Annotated in this window: 22 protein-coding genes; 3 read left to right on the forward strand and 19 right to left on the reverse strand. The window is 71.7% G+C overall.

Features of this window, described 5'->3' with window-relative positions; translation table 11 throughout:
* Position 1 precedes the first annotated feature (1 nt).
* The gene (gene paoC, locus P9K36_RS24730; protein ID WP_043386124.1) at positions 2-2,221 is read left to right on the forward strand and encodes an aldehyde oxidoreductase molybdenum-binding subunit PaoC; all 2,220 of its coding nucleotides are present in this window, start codon (positions 2-4) and stop codon (positions 2,219-2,221) included.
* Between the two features lie 169 nt (positions 2,222-2,390).
* Here paoC and P9K36_RS24735 read toward each other — a convergent pair whose 3' ends face one another.
* The 8 genes from P9K36_RS24735 to P9K36_RS24770 all read right to left on the reverse strand — a co-directional run bounded on the left by P9K36_RS24735 (position 2,391) and on the right by P9K36_RS24770 (position 13,554).
* Positions 2,391-4,997 carry a TonB-dependent receptor gene (locus P9K36_RS24735; RefSeq protein ID WP_043759558.1) on the reverse strand — a complete coding sequence of 869 codons (2,607 nt, stop codon included), beginning with the start codon at positions 4,995-4,997 and terminating at the stop codon, positions 2,391-2,393.
* A gap of 290 nt (positions 4,998-5,287) precedes the next feature.
* The gene (locus P9K36_RS24740; RefSeq protein ID WP_043386130.1) at positions 5,288-5,893 is read right to left on the reverse strand and encodes a heme-binding protein; all 606 of its coding nucleotides are present in this window, start codon (positions 5,891-5,893) and stop codon (positions 5,288-5,290) included.
* Between the two features lie 88 nt (positions 5,894-5,981).
* Positions 5,982-7,112: an FAD-binding domain-containing protein gene (locus tag P9K36_RS24745; protein ID WP_278306172.1), complete on the reverse strand. Its 1,131-nt coding sequence runs from the start codon at positions 7,110-7,112 to the stop codon at positions 5,982-5,984.
* Between the two features lie 200 nt (positions 7,113-7,312).
* Complete coding sequence (locus tag P9K36_RS24750; RefSeq protein WP_043759565.1) at positions 7,313-9,040, reverse strand: response regulator; 1,728 nt, start codon at positions 9,038-9,040, stop codon at positions 7,313-7,315.
* Positions 9,037-9,498 carry a response regulator gene (locus P9K36_RS24755; protein WP_043353847.1) on the reverse strand — a complete coding sequence of 154 codons (462 nt, stop codon included), beginning with the start codon at positions 9,496-9,498 and terminating at the stop codon, positions 9,037-9,039. Before P9K36_RS24755 ends, P9K36_RS24750 begins: the two co-directional genes overlap by 4 nt.
* Before the next feature lies 1 nt (position 9,499).
* Positions 9,500-11,755 (reverse strand): ATP-binding protein, encoded by a 2,256-nt coding sequence (locus P9K36_RS24760; RefSeq protein WP_043759567.1) that lies wholly within the window; start codon positions 11,753-11,755, stop codon positions 9,500-9,502.
* 213 nt (positions 11,756-11,968) lie between these two features.
* A complete protein-coding gene (locus P9K36_RS24765; protein WP_278306173.1) occupies positions 11,969-12,898 on the reverse strand; it encodes an AEC family transporter in 930 nt (309 codons plus the stop codon).
* 77 nt (positions 12,899-12,975) lie between these two features.
* Positions 12,976-13,554, reverse strand: coding sequence for a peroxidase-related enzyme (locus P9K36_RS24770; RefSeq protein WP_043759571.1), 579 nt, complete (start codon positions 13,552-13,554; stop codon positions 12,976-12,978).
* 717 nt (positions 13,555-14,271) lie between these two features.
* Between P9K36_RS24770 and P9K36_RS24775 the strand changes: the two genes are divergently transcribed.
* Entirely contained in the window at positions 14,272-15,144 is an 873-nt protein-coding gene (locus P9K36_RS24775) for a hypothetical protein (protein ID WP_278306174.1), read from the forward strand.
* 12 nt (positions 15,145-15,156) lie between these two features.
* Here P9K36_RS24775 and P9K36_RS24780 read toward each other — a convergent pair whose 3' ends face one another.
* On the reverse strand, positions 15,157-16,128 hold the full coding sequence (locus P9K36_RS24780; protein ID WP_278306175.1) for a YiiG family protein: 972 nt from the start codon (positions 16,126-16,128) through the stop codon (positions 15,157-15,159).
* A 376-nt stretch (positions 16,129-16,504) separates the two neighbouring features.
* Here P9K36_RS24780 and P9K36_RS24785 point away from each other — a divergent pair, with 376 nt between their 5' ends.
* On the forward strand, positions 16,505-17,101 hold the full coding sequence (locus tag P9K36_RS24785) for a hypothetical protein (RefSeq protein WP_053611335.1): 597 nt from the start codon (positions 16,505-16,507) through the stop codon (positions 17,099-17,101).
* Positions 17,102-17,120: 19 nt separating this feature from the next.
* Here P9K36_RS24785 and P9K36_RS24790 read toward each other — a convergent pair whose 3' ends face one another.
* From P9K36_RS24790 to P9K36_RS24835, 10 genes are all read right to left on the reverse strand, one after another.
* Positions 17,121-18,281: a glutathionylspermidine synthase family protein gene (locus P9K36_RS24790; protein ID WP_075381003.1), complete on the reverse strand. Its 1,161-nt coding sequence runs from the start codon at positions 18,279-18,281 to the stop codon at positions 17,121-17,123.
* A complete protein-coding gene (locus P9K36_RS24795; RefSeq protein WP_278306176.1) occupies positions 18,281-18,976 on the reverse strand; it encodes a DUF1190 domain-containing protein in 696 nt (231 codons plus the stop codon). Before P9K36_RS24795 ends, P9K36_RS24790 begins: the two co-directional genes overlap by 1 nt.
* A gap of 7 nt (positions 18,977-18,983) precedes the next feature.
* Positions 18,984-19,382 carry a DUF350 domain-containing protein gene (locus tag P9K36_RS24800; RefSeq protein WP_043353858.1) on the reverse strand — a complete coding sequence of 133 codons (399 nt, stop codon included), beginning with the start codon at positions 19,380-19,382 and terminating at the stop codon, positions 18,984-18,986.
* Positions 19,383-19,602: 220 nt separating this feature from the next.
* Positions 19,603-20,499 carry a TIGR01459 family HAD-type hydrolase gene (locus tag P9K36_RS24805; protein ID WP_043353860.1) on the reverse strand — a complete coding sequence of 299 codons (897 nt, stop codon included), beginning with the start codon at positions 20,497-20,499 and terminating at the stop codon, positions 19,603-19,605.
* A gap of 117 nt (positions 20,500-20,616) precedes the next feature.
* Positions 20,617-21,846 (reverse strand): PHB depolymerase family esterase, encoded by a 1,230-nt coding sequence (locus tag P9K36_RS24810; RefSeq protein WP_278306177.1) that lies wholly within the window; start codon positions 21,844-21,846, stop codon positions 20,617-20,619.
* Positions 21,847-22,047: 201 nt separating this feature from the next.
* Entirely contained in the window at positions 22,048-22,770 is a 723-nt protein-coding gene (dnaQ, locus tag P9K36_RS24815; protein ID WP_075381006.1) for a DNA polymerase III subunit epsilon, read from the reverse strand.
* A 71-nt stretch (positions 22,771-22,841) separates the two neighbouring features.
* Positions 22,842-23,057: a hypothetical protein gene (locus tag P9K36_RS24820; RefSeq protein WP_043353881.1), complete on the reverse strand. Its 216-nt coding sequence runs from the start codon at positions 23,055-23,057 to the stop codon at positions 22,842-22,844.
* A 66-nt stretch (positions 23,058-23,123) separates the two neighbouring features.
* Positions 23,124-23,762, reverse strand: a complete 639-nt coding sequence (gene coaE, locus P9K36_RS24825) for a dephospho-CoA kinase (RefSeq protein ID WP_278306178.1) — start codon at positions 23,760-23,762, stop codon at positions 23,124-23,126.
* Positions 23,759-24,607, reverse strand: coding sequence for a shikimate dehydrogenase (locus tag P9K36_RS24830; protein ID WP_043353865.1), 849 nt, complete (start codon positions 24,605-24,607; stop codon positions 23,759-23,761). Before P9K36_RS24830 ends, coaE begins: the two co-directional genes overlap by 4 nt.
* Positions 24,604-25,590, reverse strand: coding sequence for a cation diffusion facilitator family transporter (locus P9K36_RS24835; RefSeq protein ID WP_278306179.1), 987 nt, complete (start codon positions 25,588-25,590; stop codon positions 24,604-24,606). The genes P9K36_RS24830 and P9K36_RS24835 overlap by 4 nt, the downstream gene beginning before the upstream one ends.
* Positions 25,591-25,598 lie beyond the last annotated feature (8 nt).

The raw sequence follows: 25,598 nt of genomic DNA on the forward strand, positions 1-25,598 counted from the left end.
CATGAAGTTCGACACCCCCGCCGGCCCGAACCCGATCGACCGGCTCAAGGTCGTGGGCCAGCCCACCGACCGGATCGACGGCAAGTACAAGACCACCGGCACCGCCCCCTACGCCTACGAGCGCCACGACGCGGCGCCCGAGGCCGCCTACGGCTACGTGCTCGGCTCGGCCATCGCCAAGGGCCGCGTCCGCAGCATCGACACCGCTTCGGCCCGGCAGGCTCCCGGCGTCATCGGTATCGTCACCACCCTCGACACGCCCCGGATCGAGCGCGGCGTGATGAACGTCGCCTACCTGTTCGGCGGCGACGTGATCCAGCACTACCACCAGGCGATCGCCGTGGTGGTGGCCGAAACCTTCGAGCAGGCCCGGGCGGCCTCCTTCCTGGTCGCGGTCGAGTACGCCCCGGAAGCCGGCGCCTTCGACCTCGCGGCGGCGGCGAAGACCGCCGAGCCGGTCCCGGCCGAGAGCGGCGAGGGCAGCGGCGGCGACGGCGAGGAGCGCGTCGGCGATTTCGAGGGGGCCTTCGCGCAGGCGCCCGTGACCCTCGACGCGGCCTACACGACCGCCGACGAGAGCCACGCCATGATGGAGCCGCACGCCACGACGGCGGCCTGGGACGGCGACCGGGTGACGCTCTGGACCGCCAACCAGATGATCGGCTGGGGCCACGGCAGCCTCGCCAAGATGCTCGGCCTGCCGAAGGACAAGGTCCGGCTCGACGCCCCCTATGTCGGCGGCGGCTTCGGCGGCAAGCTGTTCGTGCGCGCCGACGCGGTGCTGGCGGCGCTGGCCGCCAAGGCGACGGGGCGGCCCGTGAAGGTCGCGCTCACGCGCCCGCTCATCGCCAACAACACCACGCACCGGCCAGCTACGATCCAGCGGGTCCGGATCGGCGCCACGCAGGACGGCACCATCACGGCGATCGCGCATGAGAGCACTTCCGGCAACCTGCCGGACGGCGATCCCGAGACGGCGGTGAACCAGACCAAGTTCCTCTACGCGGGGAAGAACCGCCTCACCGCCATGAAGCTCGCCCACCTCGACCTGCCCGAGGGCAACGCCATGCGGGCGCCGGGCGAGGCCCCGGGCCTCGCCGTGCTCGAGGTCGCCATGGACGAGATGGCCGAGAAGCTCGGCCTCGACCCGGTGGAGTTCCGCATCCGCAACGACACGCAGGTCGTCCCGACCCAGCCGGACCTACGCTTCTCCCACCGCGACCTCGTCGGCTGCCTCAAGCTCGGCGCCGAGAAGTTCGGATGGGCCAAGCGCAACCCGAAGCCCGGCCAGGTCCGGGACGGGCAATGGCTCGTCGGCCTCGGCATGGCGGCGGCGTTCCGCGACAACATGGTGATGAAGTCGGGCGCCCGGGTGCGGCTGGACGGCAGCGGCACGGTCACGGTCGAGACCGATATGACCGATATCGGCACCGGCAGCTACACGATCATCGCCCAGACCGCCGCCGAGATGATGGGCGTGCCCCTCGACAAGGTGGCGGTGCGGCTCGGCGACTCGGACTTCCCGGTCTCCTCGGGCTCGGGCGGCCAGTTCGGCGCCAACTCGTCGACGGCGGGCGTCTATGCGGCCTGCGTGAAGCTGCGGGAGTCCGTGGCGCAGAAGCTCGGCTTCAACGCCACCGACGCGGTGTTCGAGGAGGGCGAGGTCCGCGCGGGCAACCGCGCGATCCCGCTCGCCCAGGCTGCCGCGGACGGGGAGCTGGTCGCGGAGGACACGATCGAGTTCGGCAAGGTCTCGAAAGAGCAGCAGGTCTCGACCTTCGGGGCGCATTTCGTCGAGGTCGCCGTGGACGTCTACACCGCCGAGGTCCGGGTCCGGCGGATGCTGGCGGTCTGCGCGGCCGGTCGCATCCTCAACCCGAAATCGGCCCGCAGCCAGGTGATCGGCGGGATGGTCATGGGCACCGGGGCGGCCCTGATGGAGGAGCTGGCCGTCGACACCAAGCGCGGCTTCTTCGCCAACCACGACCTCGCCGGATACGAGGTGCCGGTCCACGCCGACATCCCGCATCAGGAGGTGATCTTCCTCGACGAGGTCGACCCGCGGTCCTCGCCCATGAAGGCGAAGGGCGTGGGCGAGCTCGGGATCTCGGGGATCGCCGCCGCGGTGGCGAACGCGATCTACAACGCCACCGGCATCCGCGTGCGCGACTACCCGATCACCCTCGACAAGCTCCTGGACCGCATGCCGGACGCGGCCTGACCGGGGCCCGGGGACGTCCGGCGGACGTCCCCGGCTGGATCGACGCTGAGGAGGCCGGCCCGGCCCGCACCAGCACGGGCCGGCCGTTTGCGTCGCAGGCACGCGCGGTGAAGGCGTTCACCCCGTCCGCGTCGCGCTCGCGGGTGCCGTCAGGGTCCCGCGGGCGGGATCAGTACTTCCGGATGATCGGCTCCGGCGCCATCGGGACCGGATCTTCCCCGAACCGGTAGGTCAGGCCGGCATAGACCGAGAGCGGCTGCGCCAGCGTCGTGGTCCGGGGATCGTTGATCGACAGGTTGCCGGCGACCGCCCCCGTCTCGGCGAAGGTGCCGAAGGTGGCGTAGCGGTTGTTCGTCAGGTTGGTGATCAGCCCGAAGATCTCCAGGTTCTTAGTGACCTGATACTTCGTCGTCAGGTTCATCACGTAGTAGGCCGGCAACTTGCGGTTCAGGTTCGATTCGTCGCCGCGGAAATAGGACGACGAGAAGGCCGAGACGTTGAGGCCGAAGCGCCAGTTCGGGGTGATGTTGTACTCGAAGCCCGCCTTGATCTGGTGATCGGGGATGAGCGGGATCTTGTCGCCCGGCCGCACCCGGATGCCGCCGTTCGGGATCACGTCGCCGCCCACGGCACCGCCGGTCGCCCCCGTGCTGGCCAGGGGGTTGTTGGGCGACGAGAGGGTCGCGTTGAACTGGAAGGTCGCGTCGACCAGGGCGTAGTTGGCGTAGACCAGCAGGTCGGGGGTGACGGCGTATTCGGCGCCGACCTCGATGCCCTGGCGCCGGGTCGCCGGGACGTTGATGTAGTAGGCCCTGGCGGCATTGCCGGCGACAGCGACCTGATAGAGGTCGTTGCTCAGGTCGGTGCGGTAGACGCCGGCCTTGTAGGTCAGGGCGCCGCCCGACAGGAAGCTCGGGATCACCCCGCGGAAGCCGGCCTCGTAGGTCCGGCCGGTGACCTGCTTGAGCGGCGGATCGGCCACCAGCGAGTTGGGCAGCAGGCAGGGCTGGGTCGGGCTGGAGCAGGACAGCTCCAGCGGGGTCGGGGCACGGTTCGATTCCGAATAGCTGCCGTAGAGGTTGACCGCCGGGTCGAACTGGTAGGTCAGGCCCGCGAGCGGGTTGACCTTGGTGTATTCGTGCACGCCGGTCACGTCCGGCGAGAAGCCGGTCTGGTCGCGCGTCTGGATGCGGGCGTAGTTGAGGCGGAAGCCGCCGGTCAGCGACAGCCGGTCGGTGAGGTCCAGCGTGTCGGTGGCGTAGAGGCCGAGATACAACGTCGAGCCGGTCACCGAGCTGGGCGCGAGGCCGATCGCCCCGAGGGTGCGGATGTCCGGCGTGCCGAGCCCCGGGATGGTGCCGTAATACGGGTTGTTCGGGTCGACGGTGATCGACAGGTTCGGATTGATCACGCCCAGCTGGCTGGACGACTTGAACGCGAAGGTTGAGGCGTCGACGCTGCCGCCGACCACGAAGGCGTTGTTCAGGCCGAAGATCCGGTCGCGGTTGGCCGCCTGCAGCGAGCCACCATACGACTCGGCCTCGGTCAGGGTCGTGTCGATCGTGCCGTAGGGGATGTTCCGCAGGAACGGGATCGTCCGGTTGTTCAGGCCCAGGATCGCGAACTGGTTGGCGTAGGCCCGGCGGGCCGCCACCTGACTGGTGGGCGGCGCGTTCACGTTGAACGCGTCGTCCTGGTAGCAAAGCGAGCCCCGGAAGCTGCTGCGGCTGCTGCAATTCTCGAAGTTGCCCTGGTTGCCGTCGACGTAATTCTCGCTGAAGCGCCGGTAATAAGCGTTGCCGGCGAGATCCCAGGTCGGCGAGATGTCCACCCGGCCGGTCAGCTGGATCGTGCCGACCTGCGTCGTCTGGGTCTGCGGGTAGGTGAAGATCGCCCGCGGATCGCGGTGGGTGAAGTCCACCGGGGTCGCGGCGGCGGCGCCGTAGAAGCTGCGGGCGGCGAGCCCGATCAGGTGGAACTCCGAATCCTGGGAGCGGTAGCCGAGATCCGCGTAGAGGCGGCCGATCGTGCTCGGGCTCTGGTAGCGCCAGCCGCGGTCGTTCAGGCCGTCGCCTGTGAAATAGAAGCTCCAGGGGCCGGAGACCTTGCCGTATTCGAGGTAGCCGGCGGTGCGCGCGTCCGAGCCGCCCCAGGCCGAGATCTCGGTGCCCTGCCAGGTGAAGCCGTTCTTCATCTGGATGTTGACCGCGCCGCCGATGGCGTTGAGGCCGAAGACCGGGTTGCCGGTGACGACGTCGATCCGCTGGATCGCCTGCGGGGGGATCAGGTCGAAATTGACGACGTCGCCGAAGGCTTCGTTGATGCGCACGCCGTTCTGATAGACGGCGAGCCCCTGCGGCACGCCCTGCACGGACGAGGCGGTGAAGCCGCGATAGCTGAGATCGACCCGGTTCGAATTGCCCTGCGAATCGTTGAGGTTCACGCCGGGCGTCTGCCGCGCCAGCGTGGCGATCACGTTGTCGGAGCCCCGGTCGATCTCGATCTGCCGCGCCGTGACGGTCTCGACGGTGCTGGGGATCTTGTTGAGCGGCTGCTCCGAGCCCCGCAGGCGCACCCCGCCGGCCGGAGCCGGCAGCGTCGGCGCGGTCTGGGCGAGGGTATCGAGGGTCTGGGCGCCGCTGGAATTGCCGCCGCCCGCACCCACCGGCGACGTCGAGACGACGCTGATCTCACCGAGGGTGACGGCTTGTTGAGCCTGCGCGACACCGGGCAACAGGGCCACGGACGCGATCAAGCTGCCACGTAGGGCGTGCATATCTTCCCCCAACCTGAATTCAAGGCTCGCGCCGCTTCCCGTCGGCTGCGTGAGCGTCACTGATCTCGGGTCGGGTTCGGGTCGCAATTCACGTTTTGTTTAATCCCTGCCCGTGCCGGAAAAGACCATCGAATGACGCACAGTGTTGCGCAGATATAACATCATCGAACGATCGTCCGGGATCTTTGGGCATATTTGGAAGTAACTTCCGGGAATATTACGCAATCGGGAAGTTCGGCGACGGGCCATCGGGATACCGGCCGGGACCGGCCCCCGTCGCTGCCTCCGGCTCACGGGGAGGCCAGCCGGACGGCCACCTCGTTCCTGCGCAGGAACGGGATCGCGAAGGGGGGATCGTATCCCATGACGAACGGCGCGCCCTCGGTTCTCCGTCCCGCCGCCGCCAGCACGTCGGCGAGGATGCGCGCCTGTGCGGCCCGTACCTCCGGGGTGAGACGGCCGGAGAAGCGCAACGCCGCGATCCGTTCGGCCGGGATCTCGACCAGCCGGATCCCCGGCTCGGTCGGCGCGGGCGCCCCGGCCGCCGCCACCGCGCGCGGCAGGAAGAAGCGCATCGTGCCGGCCCCGTCCTGCTCCACCGGGACCGTCATGGCGATGCGCCGCCCGCCGGTCTCCACCGGCGCGGTCATGGCGATGCGGTCGCCCCCCCGGTTCGCACCGGTGATGTAGCGGAACAGCCGGCCGAAGGCCTCGCCGTCGCCCTGGCCGCGGGAATCGGTCTCGACCGCCAGGCGCGGCGCGTAGGACCGGATCTCGACCCCGCGGTCGAGACGCTCGACCACCGTGTAGGCGGGCTGCTCGTAGAGCGCCCGCACGCCGAAGATCCCGAGCACCGATTCCACGAGGGTGACGAGCACGTACAGGACCCTGTCCATGGCGGAAGCTCCGGATGCGGGCGCGGGCGTCGCCCCGCGGTCCCGGGAACATGGCGTCGGAGGCGCCTGCCGCCGACCATCTGCGGCGTCAGGCCTCCATCAGGCCGGGGATGGCGCTGCGCAGGCGGAAGAAGCCGCGGTTCGCAAGGGGCCAAGCCCGCGAATCCCAGGGGCGGCGGACCCGGAGGCAATCCCGCGGCAGCATTTCCGCCGAGGGGCCTGCCGGCGCCCAGGCCGTCACCACGGGCAGGTCGCCGGCCCAGCCGTCCTGCACGGGCATGGCCGGGCAGCCGAACTGCGCCTGTGCCCGGGTCAGGGCATCCGCCAGCGCCGCCGCGTCGGCCGCGCGGACCCGGTCGACCGCCCCCTCCGCGTGGGCGAGAAGGCCGCCGACGCGGACCACGCGGGCCGGTCCGAGGGGAAGGCTCTCGGGATGAAGGTCGTCGAGGTGCAGCAGCAGGGCGATCGCCCCGTCCGGCGGGGTGTCGGCCGGGGCGAGGGGCACCTCCCGCGGGGGCATGTCCTCCTCCAGCGGCGCGGCCCCCTCGTCGAGCCCGGCGGGATCGTGGCGGCCCTCCGTGTACTGCCGGATGTTGTCGCGCCGGGCGCGGTAGGGCTTGCCCCGGGTGTGGAGGCCCGCGACCCACCGCCACGACAGGGTGTTGCTGGCCGGATCGCCGTCGAGCAGGTGGCGCAGGAACAGGTCGGCGCCCAGCTCCCAGGGCAGGCGCAGGGTGAAGATCCAGATCGAGGCGAACCACATGCGGGCATGGTTGTGCAGCCAGCCCTCCTCGGCGAGCTGGCCGGCCCAGGCGTCGAAGCCGTCGAGGCCCGTGCGCCCCGCGGCGGCCCGCTCGTAGGTCCGGCGCAGGCCGGGCTCGGCGGCAAGGCGCGTCCGTGCGGCCGCCAGACCCTCCCGATAGCCGGTCCAGGCGCCGGGATGGGTTTCGAGGTGGCCCTTGAAGTAGGTCCGCCAGAACACCTCGGAGACGAAACGCTCCGCGCCCGGGATGCCGAAGGCGCTCTGCGCGGCCCGGGCGACCTCCTCCTCGGTGAGCAGCCGGCGGCGCAGGTAGGGCGACAGAACCGACGTCGTCGGCGTCGCACCGGGGCCGCGATCCGTGTTCCGGGACGCCGCGTAGGCGGCGCCGGGACCGGTCAGGAATGTCGCCAGGGCCTCGAGGCCGGCGGCGCGGGTCATGGGGCGCGAAGGGGGCATGACCCTGATCTAGGCCCCGTGCCGCGATTGGCAGCTGCGCGAAAGCGCGGATCCCCCATCTCGGCCCGGGCGCGGGTGTAGCCGGAGGCCGGCACCACCGGCAGGGCCAGACACCCCGCTCCGGTCGCAGCGCCGACTGCCGGGGGTTGCCTTTCGCCGGCGCGGGCCGTCCGATGGCCACGGCCCGGGTCGAGGACGCCTCAGGCGCTCCTGTCGCGGCCCGAGATCAGGCGAAGCTGCGCCGGCGGGCGGGCCGCCAGGGCGGCGGCGACCTTGCCCTCGAGCTCGCCGACCCGGAACGGCTTCAGCACGATCGCGTCGCTGCCGACGGCCCCGGCCTTCGTCAGGGCGGTGGTGTCGGCAAAGCCGGTGACGAACAGCACCGGCAGCGTCGGCCAGCGCTTCCGGATCTCCAGAGCCGTCTCGGCTCCGTTCATGCCGGGCATGGCGAAATCCATCACGACGAGGTCGACGCCCGGATCCGCTTCGAGGGCGGCCAGGGCCTGGAGGCCGGAGGCCGCCTCGCGCACCGCGTAGCCGGCCTCGGTCAGGCGGGTCGTCGTCACCTCGCGCACCTCGGCGTCGTCGTCGACCACCAGAAGCCGGGGGCCGCTTCCGGGCGGATGCATCCGCGCGGCCTCGGCCGCGGCGGCATTGCGGGGTGCGTCCCCCTTCGCCTCCGCGGCCCGGGGCAGGTAGACCTTGATCGAGGTGCCCTCGCCGGCGACCGTGTCGATGCGGATGCCGCCACCGGACTGCTTGACGAAGCCGTAGACCTGGGCGAGCCCGAGACCCGACCCCTTGCCGACCTCCTTGGTGGTGAAGAACGGCTCGAACACCCGGGCCAGCACGTCCGGCGTCATCCCGGTGCCGGTGTCGCTCACCGCCACCATGACGTAGGCGCCGGGCGCCGGCTGTTCGGGCCGCGTCGGCGCCCCGGTGACGCTGACATTGGCGGTCTCGATGGCGAGCCGGCCGCCCACCGCCATCGCGTCGCGGGCGTTGATGGCGAGGTTGAGGATCACGAGCTCGATCTGGGTGGCGTCGACCAGGGCCGGCCACAGATCGGGCTGGAGCGCGGTCTCGATGCGAACCGCGCCGCCGATCGAACTCTGCAGCAGGTCGCGCATCGAGGCGACCGTCTGGTTCAGGCTGACCGGGGTGGGTTCCAGGCGCTGGCGCCGGGAGAAGGCGAGGAGCTGTGCCGTGAGCCGGGCGGCGCGCTCGGCGGCCCCGCGCATCATGTCGAGGCGGCGCTTCGAGCGGGCGTCGGAGACGGCGCGCTCCAGGAACTCGATGTTGCCGGCGATCACCGTGAGCAGGTTGTTGAAGTCGTGCGCGACACCGCTCGTGAGCTGCCCGACCGCGTCCAGGCGCTGGGCGAGCCGCAGGGCGTCCTCCGCCCGTTCGCGTTCGACGATCTGAGCCTGCAGAGCGTCGTTCGCCGCGGCGAGTTCCCGGGTGCGCTCGGCGATGCGCGCCTCCAGGGTCTCGTTGAGCGCCTGCAGGGCAGCCTCGGCTTCGCGCTTCTCGGCGCGCGCCCGCGCCTCGGCCAGCGCCCGGACGATGGTGCGCGGCATCCGGTCGAGGCGCTGCTTGACGACGTAGTCGGTGGCGCCGTTCTTCAGGGCCTCGACGGCCACGTCCTCGCCCAGCGTGCCCGAGCAGAAGATGAACGGGGTGTCCGGGCATTGCGCCCGGGCGATGCCGAGGGCGCTCACCCCGTCGAAGGTCGGCAGGACGTAGTCCGCCAGGATCAGATCGTACCGGCCGGGCACCGCCGCGCGGGCGAAGGCGTCGCGCGTCATCACCCGCTCGATCTCGACCGGATGCCCGAGCGTCTCCAGCTCGGCCTCGATCAGCTCGGCGTCGAGATCGCTGTCCTCCAGATGCAGGATGCGCAGCGGGCCCGCGGAACGTCCGATCACGCGTTCGATGGCCAGCCTCCCCGGTATGGCGGCGGCTCGTTGAGGAGGGCCCAGAACACCCCGATCTCCTTGATCGCGGCGAAGAACTCCTCGAAGCCCACGGGCTTCACCACGAAGGCGTTCACCCCGAGGTCGTAGGAGCGCACCAGGTCGGTCTCCTCGCGGGACGAGGTCAGCATGACCACGGGCGTCTTGCGGGTGACCGGGTCGCCCTTGATCTTGGCGAGCACCTCCAGGCCGTCGACCTTGGGAAGCTTCAGGTCGAGCAGGACCACGGCGGGATCCTGGGCCTGCCGCTTCTCGTGGGCGCCGCGGCAGTAGATGAAGTCGAGGGCCTCGGCGCCGTCGCGGCAGATGACGATCTCGTTGGCGAGCTGGCTCGATTCGAGGGCCGCGAGGGTCAGCTCGATGTCGTTCGGATTGTCCTCGACCAGGAGGATGGGTTTCAGTCCTGCCATCTCAGTGCGCCTCCTCCCGGATGGGCAGGGTGAAGTAGAATGTGGCGCCCCGGCCGAGCGTTCCCTCGGCCCAGGTCCGCCCGCCGTGGCGCTCGACGATGCGCCGGACGTTGGCGAGACCGATGCCGGTGCCCTCGAACTCCTCGACCCGGTGCAGGCGCTGGAAGACGCCGAACAGCTTGTCGACATAGGCCATGTCGAAGCCGGCGCCGTTGTCGCGGACGTAGTAGACCGCCTCCCCGTCCCGGGGCGGCAGGCTGCCCACGGCGATCACCGCCTCCGCGGTGTCGCGGGTGTACTTCACGGCGTTCGACAGCAGGTTCTCGAGGACGAGCCGCAGCATCACCGGATCGGCATAGGCGCGGCCGAGCGGGGCGATCTCCCAGCGGATGGTCCGGTCGGGGGTGACGTCGCGCAGGACCTTGCGGCGGACTTCCTCGACCAGGGCGTTCATGTCGCCCCAGACCTTGTTCAGGGCGTGCCGGCCCATCTGCGAGAAGCTCAGGAGGCTGTCGACCAGGGTTCCGGCCGAGAAGGCCGCCTCGATGATCGTCTCCACGTAGTGCCGGCCCTTGTCGGACAGTTGGGCCCCCTCGCGGGTCTTGAGCAGGTTCGCGTAGCCGACGATGTGGCGGAAGGGCGCGCGCAGGTCGTGGCTGACCGAGTACGAGAAGGCCTCCAGCTCCTTGTTCGTGCGCTGCAGCTCCTCGCTCATGGCGGCGAGTTCCTCCGCCCGGCGCAGCACGATGCCGAGCACCGAGGCGCGCAGGTCCTTGGCGGCCTCCACCTCCGGGTCGGACCAGGGCAGGGAGCGGCCCTTCACGGTTTCCTTCCAGATCTCGAACGACTTGCGCGGGTGCAGCCGGTCCGGACCGCCGTCCGGATCGGGCTCGACGGCCTTCACGGGATTGCCGCCCCACTTCACCGTCCGCACGACCTCGGGTCTGAACCAGAGGATGTAACTCGCGTATTTCTTCGAGACCGAGACCGCCAGGAGACCGCTCGCCCGCCCGGCGAAGGCCGCGGCCGCCGGAAACGCCTCCGACAGGGCTTCGGAGACGAAGACCTCCTCGGCCTCCTCGCGCGCGGACAGCCACCGGTACAGGCCACGGACCTCGCGCTCGGTCGGCGTGGCCCCGAGCAGCCGGCAGCGGTCCGCCGTCACCACCGCGGCGCCGGTCGCGTCCACCAGGGCCAGGACGTCGTCGGGATGGTTGAGCAGGCCGTCGACGAAGCTGTCCTCCTCGGCCATGAAGCCGAGGAGGCGCGCCTGCACGGCGCCCAGGGCCAGACGCCTCTCGGACTGGGCGCCGCGCTCGCGGGCCGAGAGCTGCAGCGCGAAGATCTGGGTGAGCACGTCGCAGGCGTTGCGCGCCTGGAGGGGCACGCGCTTGGGCGCGCGGTTGTGGCAGGAGATCAGGCCCCAGAGCGCGCCGTCGACGAGGATCGATACCGACATGGACGCCATCGTGCCCATGTTGCGCATGTACTCGACATGGACCGGCGAGACCGAGCGCAGCACCGACTGGCTGAGGTCCAGGGGCCGGCCGGACGGCGTGGTGGCCGGCCGGATCGGCACGGGGACGTAGCCGGCATCGGGGATGATGCGCAGGCGGTTCCGGCGGTAGAGTTCGCGCGCCTGGACGGGGATGTCGGAGGCGGGGAAGCGCAGGTCGAGGTAGGAGGGCAGGACGCCGTTCCCGGCCTCCGCCAGCACCGTCCCGTGCCAGTCGCGGTCGAACCGGTAGACCAGGGCGCGGTCGAGACCGGTGATCTGGCGGATGTCCTCGGCGACGAACCGGCAGAGGTCCTCGACGGTTCTGGCGGTGTGCAGGCGTTCGACGAAGGCGCGCAGGCGCGGCGTGAGCAGGTCGACGCCGATGTCGGCGGCGGCCGCGTCGATCTCCTCCAGTTCCACCACCACAAGGTCATCGACCCGGTGGGCCGCCACCTCGTAGGCTTGGCGCCCGCTGCCGGTCTCCAGCGTGACGGTGCGAAGATAGAGGGCCCCGTCCTGGGTCTCCGCCGCCGCGAGGTGGTGCCGGACGACGGCCGCAAGGTCGGGCAGAGCCGCGTCGAGGATGGTCCCGACCGCCGCCGCCGCTGGGGCGTTGGCGCTCGCCTGGACGATGGCGAGGGACCGGGCGTCGAGCCCGAGCAGGAATCCGTGCGGCTGGACGCTGCCGACGATATGGATGGGCTCGCGATCGCACGCAGTCACATCAAGACGCTGAGCCGCGCCGCTTCGTAGGTTCAAGCCGGGGTTCGCCTCCTCATCGGGTCGGCCGCAAAACTTAAAGCGTGTTAACAGCCGAACCGTGCCGCTCCTATAGGGCTAAAGGATTGGCACAGGCGGGCTAACCGTCCGCGCGGGAGGCCGGTGCCGGGTGGCCGAAGGGCACGGCGACCGGATCCGCCATGCGCGCGCGACGCCAGGTCGCACGACGGGGCCGGGCGGCGCGCCGGGAGCCTAGAGCGGAACCCAGGCGGCGAGGGCGATCAGGACCAGGGGCATCGCCACCAGGGCCAGCACGGTCTGCGCCGCCGTGATCCCCGCCATCAGGGGGGCGTCCCCGCCGAGCTGCCGGGCCAGGATGTAGGCGGAGGAGGCGGTGGGCAGGACCTGGAAGAGCAGGGCGGTGGTCAGCGCCGGGCCGTGCAGCCCGAGGCACAGGGCCGCCAGAACCGTCGCCGCCGGCATGGCGACGAACTTCATCGTCGAGGCGGCGAGCACGGGCCCCGCCCAGTGCCGGGCGGTGCCGAAGTCGAGCGCCGCGCCGACGCAGAGCAGGCCGAGGGGCAGCGACGCGGCCCCGAGGGCCCGCAGGGCTGGTTCCAGCCCCGGCGGAATACCGAGGCCGAGGCCCTGGACCAGGATTCCGCCGAGCGAGGACACCACCAGCGGGTTGGTGGCCAGTTGCCGGGCGATGCCGCGCGGCGTCAGCCGCACCGTGCCGTGCCGGGCGAAGACCAGCACGCAGAGGATGTTGACGGTGGGCACGATCGCCGCGTTGCAGATGGCCGCCAGCGCGATGCCCTGCGGCCCGAACAATCCGGCGGCCAGCGTCACCCCGACATAGTTGTTGAAGCGGACACTGCCCTGGAACACCGAGGTGAAGGCCGGTCCGTCGAGCCTCAGGCACGGCCTCAGGACGATCAAGAGGACCGCGACGGCGAGGGTCGACAGGATCAGCGTCAGCGCGAGGGCGCCGACCGGCACGGCCTCGATCCGCGCCGTCGCGAGGCCGTGGAAGAACAGGCTCGGCAGCAGCACGAAGTAGCCCAGCCGCTCGGCCTGCGGCCAGAAGCCCTCGGCCAGGAAACCACGCCGCCGCAGGGCCAGTCCCAGCGCGGTCAGGATCACGATCGGCAACAGGGCGAGCAGCACCGCGCCGGTCACGGGAGAGGGTCCAAGGCGGTGTCGCTTTCAGCTGCGCCGGTCAGGTGCGCCGCGGCGCTGGCGGGACGGCCATGCCGTCAGCCGCGCCCCAGCGTGTAGAATTCCGGGTTGGGCCGCAGGCCGGTCACGTTCGCCAGCCGGTTCGACAGGCCGAAGAAGGCCGCGATGGCGGCGATATCCCAGGCATCCGCGTCGTCGAAGCCGTGCGCCCCGAGCGTTTCGAACGCGGCCTCCCCCACGAGATGCGCGGACTGGCTGACCAGCATGGCGAAATCGAGCATCGCCTTCTGCCGATCGGTGAGGTCGGCCTTGCGGTAGTTGATCGCGACCTGATCGGCGATCAGCGGGTCCTTGGCGCGAATCCGGAGGATCGCACCGTGGGCGATCACGCAGTACTGGCACTGGTTCATGGCCGAGGTCGCCACGACGATCATCTCGCGCTCGGCCTTGGTCAGGTTGCCCGGCTTGTCCATGAGGGCGTCGTGATACGCGAAGAAGGCTCGGAATTCCTCCGGGCGATGGGCGAGCACCAGGAACACGTTCGGGACGAAGCCGGACTTTTCCTGCACCGCCTCGATCCGCGCGCGGATGTCGGCCGGCAGATCCTCCAGGCGGGGGATCGGGAAGCGGCCGATCGGGGCGTGTGCGGCTGACATGGGCGCGCTCCTCGCGGATCGAGCCGGCGCCCGAGGCCGCCGGCCGTCCTGCGCAGGCGATAGACCGAACGGTCTCCTCAGCGCAATCGATCGCGGCCGCGCGCACCGGACCGGCCGCTTCCGATCGAGACCGGGTGAAACGTGGGTCCCGGGATCGGTCTCGCAGGGATGCCGTCGTGTGACGATCGCGGGATGCTGTGCGGCGCTCCCGCTCGTCGGGGCTGCCGGCATGCGTCACCGCGAAGATCCGGCCGACGGCACGATCGTGCGAGGCAGCCTTGACCGGGCGGCAGGAAGCGGCAGCCCGTGCCACTCGATCATCGACAGTTGGTTGAGCGATGCCTTTCTGTTTTGGCAAATAAATCTGTCAACGAAAACGTCCGACAGATCATGGAGAACGATCTCCGGGAATCAATGTCCGGTGGTTTCGCCGCGTACCCCTGTATCGCGCGCCCGGGTCGGGAGACGACATCCGCCAGGCCGGGCACACGGGTGCGCAGGCGACGCCGACGGCAGCGTTTTCACTCCGCCTCGACCCTGCGCGGGCTTCACGGTCGGCCTCAACTCTGCCCGAAAGCTTTCGTTCGGTCCGCCGACGATCCGGTGACCCGGGCTCCCGGCCCGTTCCGGGATGTGGCGGCGCGCTGGAGGGAGGATGTTGTGCTGCGACGGAAGACGCCTCCGCCGAAGCGATCACGGCCGGCAGGCGGCGGATCGATGCCCGGTCCCGCCCGGGCTTCCGGTCAGGCCTCGCCGAGAGCGGCGTTCGCGGAGCGCCCGGCCTTCCAGCCGCGGCGATGGCGGGCCGCGTGCCCCGTGCTGGCGCTCGGCTTCGGCCTGAGCGCGGGCGCGTCCGCCGCGCAGGCGGCTCCGGATTGCGCCGGGAGCCGGAGCCGGGTCGAGACGCTGATCTGTGCCGACCCCGCTCTGACGAGGCTGGACGACGAACTCAGGCGCCTGTTCGACAGGATCGCCGGGGAGACTCGTGGGATCGACGGAGAGACCGGCCGGGCGATCGACACATTCGGTGCGGACCACGCACGCTGGCGCACGCGGATCCGCGATGCCTGCCCGGATGCCGCCTGCCTGACGCGGGTCTATACCGCGCGGATCGCGCAGGTCCGGCGCGACTGGAGCGAAGCGCTGTCGGACACACCCGCGCTCCGGCACGTGGTCAATGCCCGTTTCGGCTTCTCCATCGACGTTCCCGCCGACCTCGTCGCGGAGCCGCCGCCCGACAACGGCGACGGGCAGGCCTTCCATTCGGCCGACGGCCATCTGCACCTGACGGTGTCGGGCCTGAACGACGGGCTCGACCAGGATCTCGACGCCGTCGTGGCCGCGGACCGGAAGACCTGCCTGCGGCAACCGCCCGAATACGGGGCGCGCAAGCCCGGCTGGATCGTGTTTTCCTGCACGACCGCCGACGGCATCCTGTACCGGAAGACCCTCCGGACGGGCGGGCGCGGCGGCGCCTTCGTCACCCTGCGCATCCGCTATCCCGTGGCCGAGCGGGCGCGCTGGCAGGCGGCCGTCACCACGGCCGCGACCTCGCTGCGGCTGACGGAACCGGGCCGGGACAGCCGCTGACGGCGCCCCCGATCACCGCGAGAAGGTCGTGGCCGTCTGCGCGGTCGAGACCATCGTGTTGTAGTCGTTCACGATCCAGGTCACGTCGCGCCCGGCGCCGCGGCGGGCATCCCCCTTGGCCTTGGCGAGCTTGGCGTCGAATTCGCGCAGCTTGCCGAGCAATGCGCGCGGCCGGCTCTCGAACACGTGGAAGGCGTTCGGGTTGGCGGCGCTGTACCCGTCCAGGTCCTTCACGGCGACGGCGTAGCGCCCGAGCGCGGCCTCGAAGGCCGCCATGTCGACGACCGGCTTGGCGTCGGTGGGCAGCAGGTCCATGACCTTGCGCGCCTCGGTCATCACGTTCGCGACGTGCCAGCGCGCCTTGCGGCCCTCCCGCGCCTCGATGGCGGCGAGTTCCAGCGCGTCGCTCTTCTCCTTCTCGACCCGCAGCGCGGCGTCGACCTGGGCACGCGCCGCCAGGAAGGCCGGCCCCGCGACGGCGAGCTTGGCGTGGAGCGCCTTGCCCTGCTCCATCTTGTCCGCGCGGTAATCCTGCCGCTCGTAATAGCCCTCCGCCTCGGTGATCGTCGGCGCGAGGGCCTGGTAGGCGGCGATGTAGCGCGTCATGGCGCCGTCGAGGTTCGGCATCGCGGGCGGCTGCGCAGTCGCGGCCTCCGCCTTCGCGATCTCGCCGCGGACATCGTAGAGCCCGTAGAGGCCGTAGATGATCCGCTCGCGGCCGGTCGGGCCGGTCTTCATGTTGACCCAGCTCTGATAGCGGCTGAGCGATTCCTGCGCCCGCAGGGTCCGGTTGAGGAGCCCGACATAGGCGTTGAGCTTGCGGATCGTCTCCTGCGCGGGATCGACATCGGGCTTGGACGCCTGACCCGCCGGGGCGGAGGCGGAGGCGGAGGCGGAGGCAGGGGCCTGTGCGCGAGCCGGGGCGGCGGCGAGCAGCGTCGTCAGAACCAGCCACGTGGTCGCTGTCAGGGTCCTCGTTCTCATGGGCGCGGGGGATCCTCCGGATTCGTTCAGCCCGTGTAGCCGGCGCCCGGCGTGAAGACCAGATGCGATAACCGGTGTCATCCGTCCAGTAGAGACCCTGTCACGGACAACGGCATTGCATTGCGCAAAATCGAAGATTGCATGATTGATCATGGATGTGGAGACGATGGTCTCGCCGGACGCGACCGATTCAGCCTTCGGACGCACAGCGCCGCTTGAACCGGGCGGCGCATGCGGATGCCAGGATTTGCACCGGAGCGGGCCACGACAGGCCGGACGTTGCCCGACATACCGCGCGCGGACGGGCCATCGACGAACCCGGATCGGTGCGGTCCCGTCTCGTCCCGCGGAGGCGGATCGGATAGAGGATCGGACGATGCTCGACGGCCATCCCCGCATCCTGGCTGACCTGCGTGCCCGGCTGGCCGAGCCGCAGCGCGTCTATCACGGCCAGGCGCATATCGACGCGCTCCTGGAGGCGTTTCGCGCCCACCGCGCGACCGTCCGAAATCCCGACGCGGTGGAACTGGCGATCTGGTTCCACGACGCCGTCTACCAGCCGGGCGCCCCGGACAACGAGCGCCGCAGCGCCGCGCTCCTGCGGGTGCTGCTGGAGGGCGCGGTCCCGGCACCCACGCTGGCGGCGGCCGAGACGATGATCCTGGCGACCGAGCGGCACGCCGTCCCGGACGGTCTCCCGGCCGCGCTCGCCGCGGACGTCGCGCTCTTCCTCGATCTGGACATGGCGATCCTCGGGGCGGCCCGAGCCGCCTATGACGGCTACGCCGCGGGCGTGGCGCGGGAATTCGTCCCGGTCGTGGGCGAGGCCGCCTACCGGCAGGGGCGCGCGGCCTTCCTGCGGGGGGCCCTCGCATCCGGCAGGCCGCTGTTCGTCACCGCCCGGGCCCGGGCGGAGCTGGAGGGGCCGGCGCGGTCGAACATGCGGCGCGAACTCGCGGCGCTGGGCCGGTGACCGGCGACCCGGGCCGCGGTCACGGCGCGATGAGGTGCGGGACGAACCGGGCCCGGTCGGTGGTGATGAGGCCGTCCGACTCGCGCAGGCACAGGCCGGCGGGTCGATCGCCGACCATCCAGCTGCCGACCAGCGCGCGGCGGCCCTCGAAATCGGGCAACGCGGCCAGGGCCTGCCGCACGAAGCCTTCGCCGCCATAGGGACCCTCGTCGCGCGCCGCGACGGCGCCGTCGCGCACGATCAGCACGTTGGCGCCCTCGCGCCCGTAGAGGGGCTTCCTCACGAAGCTCCGGCCCAGCGCGGCCTTGGCCGGGTCCTCCTCGAAGTAGGTCGGCAGCAGGTTGGGATGGCCCGGCGCCATCGCCCAGAGATGCGCCAGCATCCCCTTGTTGGAGAGCACCGCCTTCCAGGGCGGCTCCAGGAAGCGGGTCGATGCCGTGCCGACCGCGCGGCCGAACGGGTCGGCGAACATCCATTCCCACGGGTAGAGCTTGAACAGGCAGCCGATCGGGGCACCGGCCGCGTCCACGAAGCGCCCGTCCTCGGCGAGCCCGATCGCCTCGACCGGCAGGAAGGGGGCGGCGCGGCCGGCCTGGAGCGCGCAATCCTGGAGATAGGCCAGCGTGCCGCGATCCTCCGGCGCGTCGGGGAAGCCCGCGAAGGCGACGCCCTCCGGGGGCGCCACGGCGGCGAAGCGCGCCACCAGCGCCTCGTGCAGGGTGTTGAACTGGTCGGCGCCGGCGGGGAGGCGTCCCCGGGCCAGCCCGTCCTCCAGCCACAGCCACTGGAAGACCGCGCTCTCGTAGAGCGCTGTCGGCGTGTCGGCGTTGTATTCGAGGAGCTTCGCAGGCCCGGTTCCCCCGTAGCTGAAGTCGAAGCGCCCATACAGGCTGGGGTCGCGCCGCTCCCAGCTCGCCCGGATCGCGTCCCAGGCATGCTCGGGGATCCGCAGCGCGGCGAGAATCGCTTCGTCGCGGACCGCCCGGTCCACGAAGGCGAGGCAGAGCTCGTGCAGCGCGGCGCTCGGCGCCTCGATGGCGTCCTCGATCTCGGCGAGGCTGAAGGCGTAGTAGGCGGTCTCGTCCCAGTAGGGGGCGCCGTCGAACGTGTGGAAGGCGAAGCCGGCCCGCGCGGCGTGGAGCCGCCAGTCGGGCCGCTCCGGGATCGCCACCCGGCGCATCAGCCGCCTCCGAAACCGCCCGTGCGGCCGCCCGAGCCTCCGGAGAACGCCGTCGCCCGCCCGGTGCCGCCGAAGCCGCCGCGGCTGATCGTGCGCGGGGTCGTGCTCGTGGTGCGGGCGACCGAGGCGGGGACATGGACCCGCGAGACGCCGCCCGCATAGGCGACCCGGCCGCCCGTGCCGGTGCAGTAGCCGCCCCCATGTCCGGCCGTCCCCGCCTCCGCCGCGTCGCGCTCCTCTTCGGGGGCGTGCGGGTAGAGCGGCTGGACCGGCAGGTCCTGCGCGTCCGTCCGCCCCATCAGGAAGGCGGCCATCACCGGCAGGTAGCGGCCGCGCGCGGCCTCCGTGACCGGCCCGCCCGGCGTGCAGCCGCCGGTCCCGTGGTGGCGCTGGCAATCGGCCTCGGTCTCGTAGCGCGGCGCCGTCGCCGCGTAGGCCTCCTGCGCGGTCTTGTAGGCGGTGATGCAGGCCTCGGCGCTGCGCAGCTGCTGGGCGATGCAGGCGCCGAGCGTCCCGTAGACGAGCGCCTCCTCCTCCCGCTGGGACGGGTCGAGGCCGCCGAGGGTCAGGGCGGCCGCGCCGGCGCCCGCGACCAGAACCAGCGACACGGCGGCCGAGCGCTTGGAGCGGCGGGCGGCGGCGAAACCGGTTTCGGGCGCGCCGACGGCTGCGGGGGCGGGGGCGGTCTCCGTCACCGGCCGCTCAATAGGTCATCGCGGCGGCGTTCACGACGCCGCCCGCCAGCGAGGCCGCGCCCAGGAGGAGCGCGGCGGCGGCGCGATCCTCCTCGATGCGCCGCGACAGGTCCGGCACCGCAAGGCGCACGAGCCAGTAGATCGCGATCTGGATCACGAGGGCGATCAGGCCCCAGATCAGGCAGTCGAGCAGGGACCGTGCGTTGTAGATCGCCACCGCCAGCGGCAGGGTGAAGCCGAGCAGGCTTCCGCCCAGCGCGATGGCCGCAGCCGTCACGTCCCGGCGGATCAGCGCGACCTCGTTATGCGCGGTGGCAAGGGTGTAGATCAGCAGGTAGAGGCCGATCAGTCCGGTCGCGGTGCCGAGATAGAGCAGGAAGTCCGGCAGTCCGGAGACCAGGGTCACGCAAGACCCGCCGTCTCACCGGCCCCGATCGTCGAAAGCACCGCAGCCGGACAGGTCTCCCGGTCGAATCGCATGACGAGCGAAGCGAATGTCGGGGCTGATTGTTGGACGCGGGATCGATTCACGCCCGTAAATCCACGCAATTTCCCGCGCGGTGTCAAGCTTGTCGCGGATTTCAGAGAGTTGGACTGACGGCAATACGCCGAGGTCCGGAAGGGCGCTACCAGACCAGCCGCTCGATCACCCCGTCCGGATGCACCGCCTGCCGGCCGAGCCACTCGGCCACGTCGCCCAGGCGGTGATGCGCGGCCGTGACGCCGAGTTCCTCCGCGTGGATGCCCCGGGCCACCAGCACGCTGGCGATGCCGAAGCCGCGGGCGCCCGCGATGTCGGTGCGGATCGCGTCGCCGATCGCCAGGACCCGCGCCGGATCCACCGGGGCCCCGGTGAGGGCCGCCCCCTTGGCGAGGGCCGCCTCGTAGACCGGGCGGTGCGGCTTGCCGGCATAGACCACGGGGCCGCCGATCTCCGCATAGGCCGCCGCGAGCAGGCCCGCGCAGGGGATCAGGCGGTTGCCGCTCTCCACGACGAGGTCGGGATTGGCGCAGATCATGGTCAGCCCGCGGGCGGCGAGACGCTCCAGCTCCGGCCGGTAATCGTCCGGGGTCTCGCTGCGGTCGTCGAACAGGCCGGTGCAGACGACGAGGTCGGCCTCCGATTCCGGGACGAGGCTGAGGTCGAGCCCCTGGAAGATGCCGAGGTCGCGCTCCGGTCCGAGATGCCGGATCCGGGCGCCCGGGCGCGCGGCGATCAGGTCGTGGGTGAGGTCGCCCGAGGTCAGGATCGCGTCGTAGGCCTCCCGCGGCACGCCGAACCGGTCGAGGATGCGGCCGACGCCGTCGCCGGGCCGGGGTGCGTTCGAGACGAGGACGACCCGGCGGGGCCGCGCCCCCGGACGGCCACGGAAGCGGATCAGCGCCTCGCCGGCGGCCTCGTGGGCCTTCTGGCCGTCATGCAGCACGCCCCAGACGTCGCAGAGGATCAGGTCGTACCGGTCGGCGACCTCGGCGAGGCCCTGGAGGGTCGGGATCGGCGCGGGGGTGGCGGTCGCGGTCATGGAAGGTCCTGGATTCAAAAGGTCCGGGACCTTTTGTGGGTGCAGGGCAAAGCCCTGCGATACAGCAGGGCCGCGCCCTGACAACCCGCCAGAGTGCGCGGCCCTTGGGGAAACCCCTTACGGGCGCCGGGCCGGTCCCAGCCGGTGCTCGGCGAAGAAGTCGAGCATCGCCCGGGACGCGTCGGGCCCCTCGGAGTCCGTGTAGCTGCCGTCGGGGCGGCCCCCGGACCAGGCATGGCCGGCGCCGCGCACCCGCCAATCCTCGACTACGACCCGGCCCGCCTCGTCCCGGTAGCGGGTGCGGGTGAAGGGGTGGCCGCGGCCCTCGAAGGTCTCGGACCGGGCGATCAGACCGGCGACGTGCGCCTGGGCCAGAACCTGATCGGCGTTGCGCACGCTCACCGTGCCGTCGTCCTCGCCGTGGAAGATGATCGTCGGCACGCGGGTGGCCGGGGCCGGGCTGCCGAAAGCCGTGGCGGTGCCGAGGCCCGGGGCGCCAACCTGCATGGCCATCAGCGCCGAGCCGAGATCCCGGGCGCAGCCGGCCGCGAGGCCGGAATGCACGCCGACGGCGGCGAAGAGGTCGGGATAGGCGCGGGCGATGTTCAGGGCGGCGGCGCCCCCCGCCGACAGGCCGGCGATGTAGACCCGGGCTCGGTCGATCGGGTGCTCCGCCATGATGGCGCGGGCGAGGCCCGCGATGATCGCCGGCTCGCCCGTGCCCCGGCCCTGGTCCCGGGGCTCGTACCAGTTCCAGCAGCGCTGGGCATGGGCCTGACGGCTCTGGGCCGGGTAGGCCACGAACACGCCGGCGCGCTCGGCGAGGGTGTTCATGCCGGTGCCGGCGGCGAAATCGTCCGGATTCTGCGTGCAGCCATGCAGCATCACGATCAGCGGCGCGGCCGCGTCCGGATGGCTCGGGATGAACAGCTTGTACTCGCGGGTGCCGGCGGGCTCGGCATGGGTCAGGGCGACGAAGCGGCCCCCGGTCCCGCCCCCCCGGTCGGCGGGCGGCGGAGCGGGGTGCCGCAGCGGGTTGCCCAGGCCCTTCAGCACCGGTGCAAGGCCGCGCACGACCTGCCCCACCACCTCGCGCATCCGCGTCCCGGATTCCGCTGCGGGAATCTGCGGCACGGCCGACGGATCGGCGTGGTGCGGGGAAGAGTCTGTCGACGCGTGTTCAGCGGGTGCGGCCCTCTGGCCGGCTAGGCTGCGCTGGATCAGGGCGGTCGCCTCCTCGAGCCGGCCGAGGCCGGTCAGACGGGTGGCCTCGATCATGTCGGCGAAGGGCGACAGGCCGGTCTTGTCGTCGCGCTGTCCGTCGCGACTGCCGAAATTCTCGGTCATGCGTGCGCGCCTCACTGCCTCAATGTCTCTGTCACGGCCGGACCCGATGCGCCTGCGCCACCGCGCGGGCATCGCATGAGCCGACCCTCACCATCCTGCGAGATGATGTGTCGAGGATGTTTTGTGCATTGCAATAAACGCCCCTGTGCAATGCGACAACCGTCGGCGCCGCGCAGCAGGCTTAGGGATCAGACCGCCGGATCAGACGGGATCGTCCGCCCCGATATAGTCGGCCCAGATCGCGGCAGGACCGAGGCTCGCGCGGAAGCCGTCGTGGCGGGCGCGCTCCGCATCGGTAAGACGGCTCCGGTAGGGACGGGGCGCCACGGGGGCCACGGCCTGGGCGGAAGATCCGGCCACCGGGGCGGCTTGCTCCGCGTCCAAGAGCCCGAGGCTGGTCTGCTTGCCCCCGAGGAGCTCGACATAGACCTCGGCCAGGATCTGAGCGTCGAGGAGCGCGCCGTGCTTGGTGCGCCGGGTGTTGTCGATGCCGTAGCGGCTGCAGAGGGCGTCGAGGTTGTTGGCCGCGCCCGGATGCTTGCGCCGGGCCATCGGCAGGGTGTCGACCACGTCCTCCAGCCGGATCGGGGGCGGGGCGTTCGCGCCGAGCCGGGCGTATTCCATGTTGAGGAAGCCGACGTCGAAGGGCGCGTTGTGGATGACGAGGCGTCCGTCGGCCAGGAAGGCCAGCAGCTCGCCGACGATCTCCGCGAAGACCGGCTTGTCGGACAGGAACGCGTCGGACAGGCCGTGGACATTGAACGCCCCCTCGGAGACCGCCCGCTGCGGGTTGCAATAGCGGTGGAAGCTCCGGCCGGTGGGGATGTGGTTGAGGAGTTCCACCGCGCCGATCTCGATCAGCCGGTCGCCTCCCTTCGCCTCCGTGCCGGTGGTCTCGGTGTCGAGGACGATCTCGCGCAGCATGGGTCTCGCGACTCGCGGGGTGGGGGCGGACCCTAGCCGGATAAGGCGGAGGGGTTAAGCTCCCGTGCGCCTCAGCGGGACGTGTTGCGGTAGACGCAGACGGGTCCCCGGTCCTCGTAGCCGCCCGGACAGGCGGTGACGCAGGCGCCGGCCGCGAACTTCTTCGGCGGGGGGCAGCTGGCGGCGTACTGGGCCTGCGCAGGCATGGCCGCCAGCAGCACGAGAAGGGTCGCGGCCCCGAGGCCGCCGGACCGGACCGGATCCATCCCGCCGGAGTGCCGTGCCATCACGTCCATCCTGCCGTTCGTGTTCCCCCCGGAACGCAACCGCAGATATTCATCCGCGCGGGCGTGTCATCCGGTGCCGTGGTGCGGCTCCGCACGATGCGCCGTGAGGCGCTCGACGATCCGCGCCACCTCGGCCTCGGCGGCGGGAAAACCCCGGCTCGTGTCGATGACGAAATCCGCCCGGGTGCGCTTCTCGGCGTCGGGCATCTGCTTGGCCAGGATCGCCGCGAAGGCCGCCTCGGTCATGCCGGGGCGGGCGAGCACCCGGGCGCGCTGGATCTCGGGCGGGGCGCTCACCACCACGACCGCGTCGCAGCGGCCCGCGCCGCCGGTCTCGTAGAGGAGCGGGATGTCGAGGACGACCAGCGGCGCCGCCGCGTGCCGCGCCAGGAAGTCCGTGCTGGCCGCCCGGACCAGGGGATGGACGATGGCCTCCAGCGCCGCCATCCGGTCGGGCGCGTCGAGCACAGCGGCGCGCAGCCGCGTCCGGTCGACGCCGCCGTCGCCGTCGAGCACGCCGGGAAAGGCCGCGCCGATCGCCGCGGCGGCCGCGCCTCCGGGCCCGTAGAGGGCGTGGACCGCGGCGTCGGCGTCGTGAACCGGGACGCCGCGGTCGGCGAACATCCGGGCGGTGGCGGACTTGCCCATGCCGATCGAGCCGGTGAGCCCGAGGATGACGGGTCCGGATCCGGCCTTCGGGGTCATCCGGCGAGATCCGCCACGATCCGGTCGCGCAGCGCCGGGGTGACGGCGGGGCGCGGGCCGAACCACGCCTCGAAGCCCGGCACCGCCTGGTGCAGCAGCATGCCGAGCCCGTCCACGGCCGCGAGCCCCCGGCGGCGCGCCGCCGCGAGGAGCTCCGTCTCCAGGGGTGCGTAGACGATGTCGGCCACGGCCGCCTCCGCCGGCAGGGGCGACAGGTCGATGGCGAGGGGCGGCTGGCCCTTCATGCCGAGGGACGTGGTGTTGACCAGGAGGCCGGTCCCGGCGAGCGCCGCCGGCAGGTCGTCCCAGGCGAGCGCCGCGCCGATGCCCGGCGCGAGCGCCGCCACCGCCTCGGCCCGGGCCGCGGTCCGGTTGGCGACCCAGATGCGCCGCAGGCCCCGCTCGGCCAGCCCGACCACGATCGCCCGCGCGGCGCCGCCGGCGCCGAGCACCAGAGCGGTGCCGCCCGCCCGCGCCGGCCAGGCTGCGCCTAAGGTGTGGTCGAGATGGGCGCAGAAGCCCGGCGCGTCGGTGTTGTCGCCGCGGATCCGCCCGTCGGGCTCGACCACCAGGGTGTTCACCGCGCCGATCGCCTTGGCCCGCGGCGTCAGGGTGTCGGCCAGCGCGAAGGCCGCCTCCTTGTGGGGGATCGTGACGTTGCCGCCCCGGAAGCCCGAATCCGGCAGGGCGCGGATGAAGTCCGGAAACGCCGCCGGCGGCACGTCGAGCCGCTCGTAGGAGCCCGGGATCCCGTGCGCGGCGAGCCAGTACCCGTGGATCAGCGGCGAGCGCGAATGGGCGATCGGGTGGCCGACCACGAAGGCGCGGGGATTCGCGACGCTCATGCCGCGCAATCCTGCGCGAGGCGGCAGGCCGGGCCGCCGGCCTCCTCGATCTGCAACGTCGCGTGGCCGATGCCGAACCGGGTGCGCAGGCCCTCGGCGGTCTCGTTGAGGAAGCCGTTGCCGGGGTGGCCGTGAGCCTGATGCCCCTCCGCCATCACGAGATGGACGGTCAGGGCGATGCTGGTGGTGCTCATGGGCCAGATATGCAGGTCGTGCAGGCCGGCAACGCCGGGCCGTCCGAGGAGGAAGCCTGTCACGGCATCGGGGGAGATCTGCGGCGGCACGGCGTCGAGGGACATCGCCACGCTGTCGCGCAGCAGGCCCCAGGTCGCCCAGACGACCAGAGCCGCGATGACGAGGCTGACCGCCGGGTCGAGCCAGGCGAAGCCGGTGAGCTGGATCACGAGGCCCGCGATCACGACCCCGGCCGAGACGGCGGCGTCGGCCGCCATGTGGAGGAACGCCCCGCGGACGTTGATGTCGCCCTTGGCGCCGCTGACGAAGAGCCACGCGGTGAGGCCGTTGACCAGGATTCCCACCGCGGCCACCACCATCACGGTCGTGCCCGCGACCGGCTCCGGATGGACCAGCCGGACCAGCGCCTCCCAGATCACCGCCCCCATGGCGATCAGCAGGACCACGGCGTTGAACAGGGCGGCCAGGATCGAGGAGCCGCGATAGCCGTAGGTGAAGCGCGCGGTGGCGCGGCGGCGCACCAGCAGGGCGGCGATCCAGGCCGCCGCGAGGCCCAGAACGTCCGAGAGGTTGTGGCCGGCATCGGCCACCAGGGACATGGAGTTGCTGAGATAGCCGTAGGCCGCCTCGATCACCACGAAGGCGGTGTTGAGGACGATGCCGATGGCGAAGGCCGTGCCGAAATCCTTCGGCGCGTGCGCGTGGCCGCCGTGGCCGCCATGGGCATGGCCTCCGTGAGCGTGGCCGTCGTGGGAATGGCCGTCGTGGGAATGGTAATGCCCGGCCAAGGGGAGGC

Source organism: Methylobacterium sp. 391_Methyba4, from assembly GCF_029691625.1.
GTDB lineage: Bacteria > Pseudomonadota > Alphaproteobacteria > Rhizobiales > Beijerinckiaceae > Methylobacterium > Methylobacterium fujisawaense.

What these genes read in the sequence shown, in the direction of transcription:
- coaE (WP_278306178.1), bottom strand. Translation starts at nt 23,762, where the DNA reads ATGACCCCGAAGGCCGGATCCGGACCCGTCATCCTCGGGCTCACCGGC.
- P9K36_RS24820 (WP_043353881.1), bottom strand. Translation starts at nt 23,057, where the DNA reads ATGGCACGGCACTCCGGCGGGATGGATCCGGTCCGGTCCGGCGGCCTC.
- paoC (WP_043386124.1), top strand. Translation starts at nt 2, where the DNA reads ATGAAGTTCGACACCCCCGCCGGCCCGAACCCGATCGACCGGCTCAAG.
- P9K36_RS24810 (WP_278306177.1), bottom strand. Translation starts at nt 21,846, where the DNA reads ATGACCGAGAATTTCGGCAGTCGCGACGGACAGCGCGACGACAAGACC.
- P9K36_RS24735 (WP_043759558.1), bottom strand. Translation starts at nt 4,997, where the DNA reads ATGCACGCCCTACGTGGCAGCTTGATCGCGTCCGTGGCCCTGTTGCCC.
- P9K36_RS24745 (WP_278306172.1), bottom strand. Translation starts at nt 7,112, where the DNA reads ATGCCCCCTTCGCGCCCCATGACCCGCGCCGCCGGCCTCGAGGCCCTG.
- dnaQ (WP_075381006.1), bottom strand. Translation starts at nt 22,770, where the DNA reads ATGCTGCGCGAGATCGTCCTCGACACCGAGACCACCGGCACGGAGGCG.
- P9K36_RS24830 (WP_043353865.1), bottom strand. Translation starts at nt 24,607, where the DNA reads ATGAGCGTCGCGAATCCCCGCGCCTTCGTGGTCGGCCACCCGATCGCC.
- P9K36_RS24790 (WP_075381003.1), bottom strand. Translation starts at nt 18,281, where the DNA reads ATGCGCCGGGTGGCGATCCCGGAGCGGCCCGACTGGCGGCTCCACGCC.
- P9K36_RS24740 (WP_043386130.1), bottom strand. Translation starts at nt 5,893, where the DNA reads ATGGACAGGGTCCTGTACGTGCTCGTCACCCTCGTGGAATCGGTGCTC.
- P9K36_RS24770 (WP_043759571.1), bottom strand. Translation starts at nt 13,554, where the DNA reads ATGTCAGCCGCACACGCCCCGATCGGCCGCTTCCCGATCCCCCGCCTG.
- P9K36_RS24805 (WP_043353860.1), bottom strand. Translation starts at nt 20,499, where the DNA reads ATGACCGCGACCGCCACCCCCGCGCCGATCCCGACCCTCCAGGGCCTC.
- P9K36_RS24775 (WP_278306174.1), top strand. Translation starts at nt 14,272, where the DNA reads ATGCCCGGTCCCGCCCGGGCTTCCGGTCAGGCCTCGCCGAGAGCGGCG.
- P9K36_RS24785 (WP_053611335.1), top strand. Translation starts at nt 16,505, where the DNA reads ATGCTCGACGGCCATCCCCGCATCCTGGCTGACCTGCGTGCCCGGCTG.
- P9K36_RS24755 (WP_043353847.1), bottom strand. Translation starts at nt 9,498, where the DNA reads ATGGCAGGACTGAAACCCATCCTCCTGGTCGAGGACAATCCGAACGAC.
- P9K36_RS24780 (WP_278306175.1), bottom strand. Translation starts at nt 16,128, where the DNA reads ATGAGAACGAGGACCCTGACAGCGACCACGTGGCTGGTTCTGACGACG.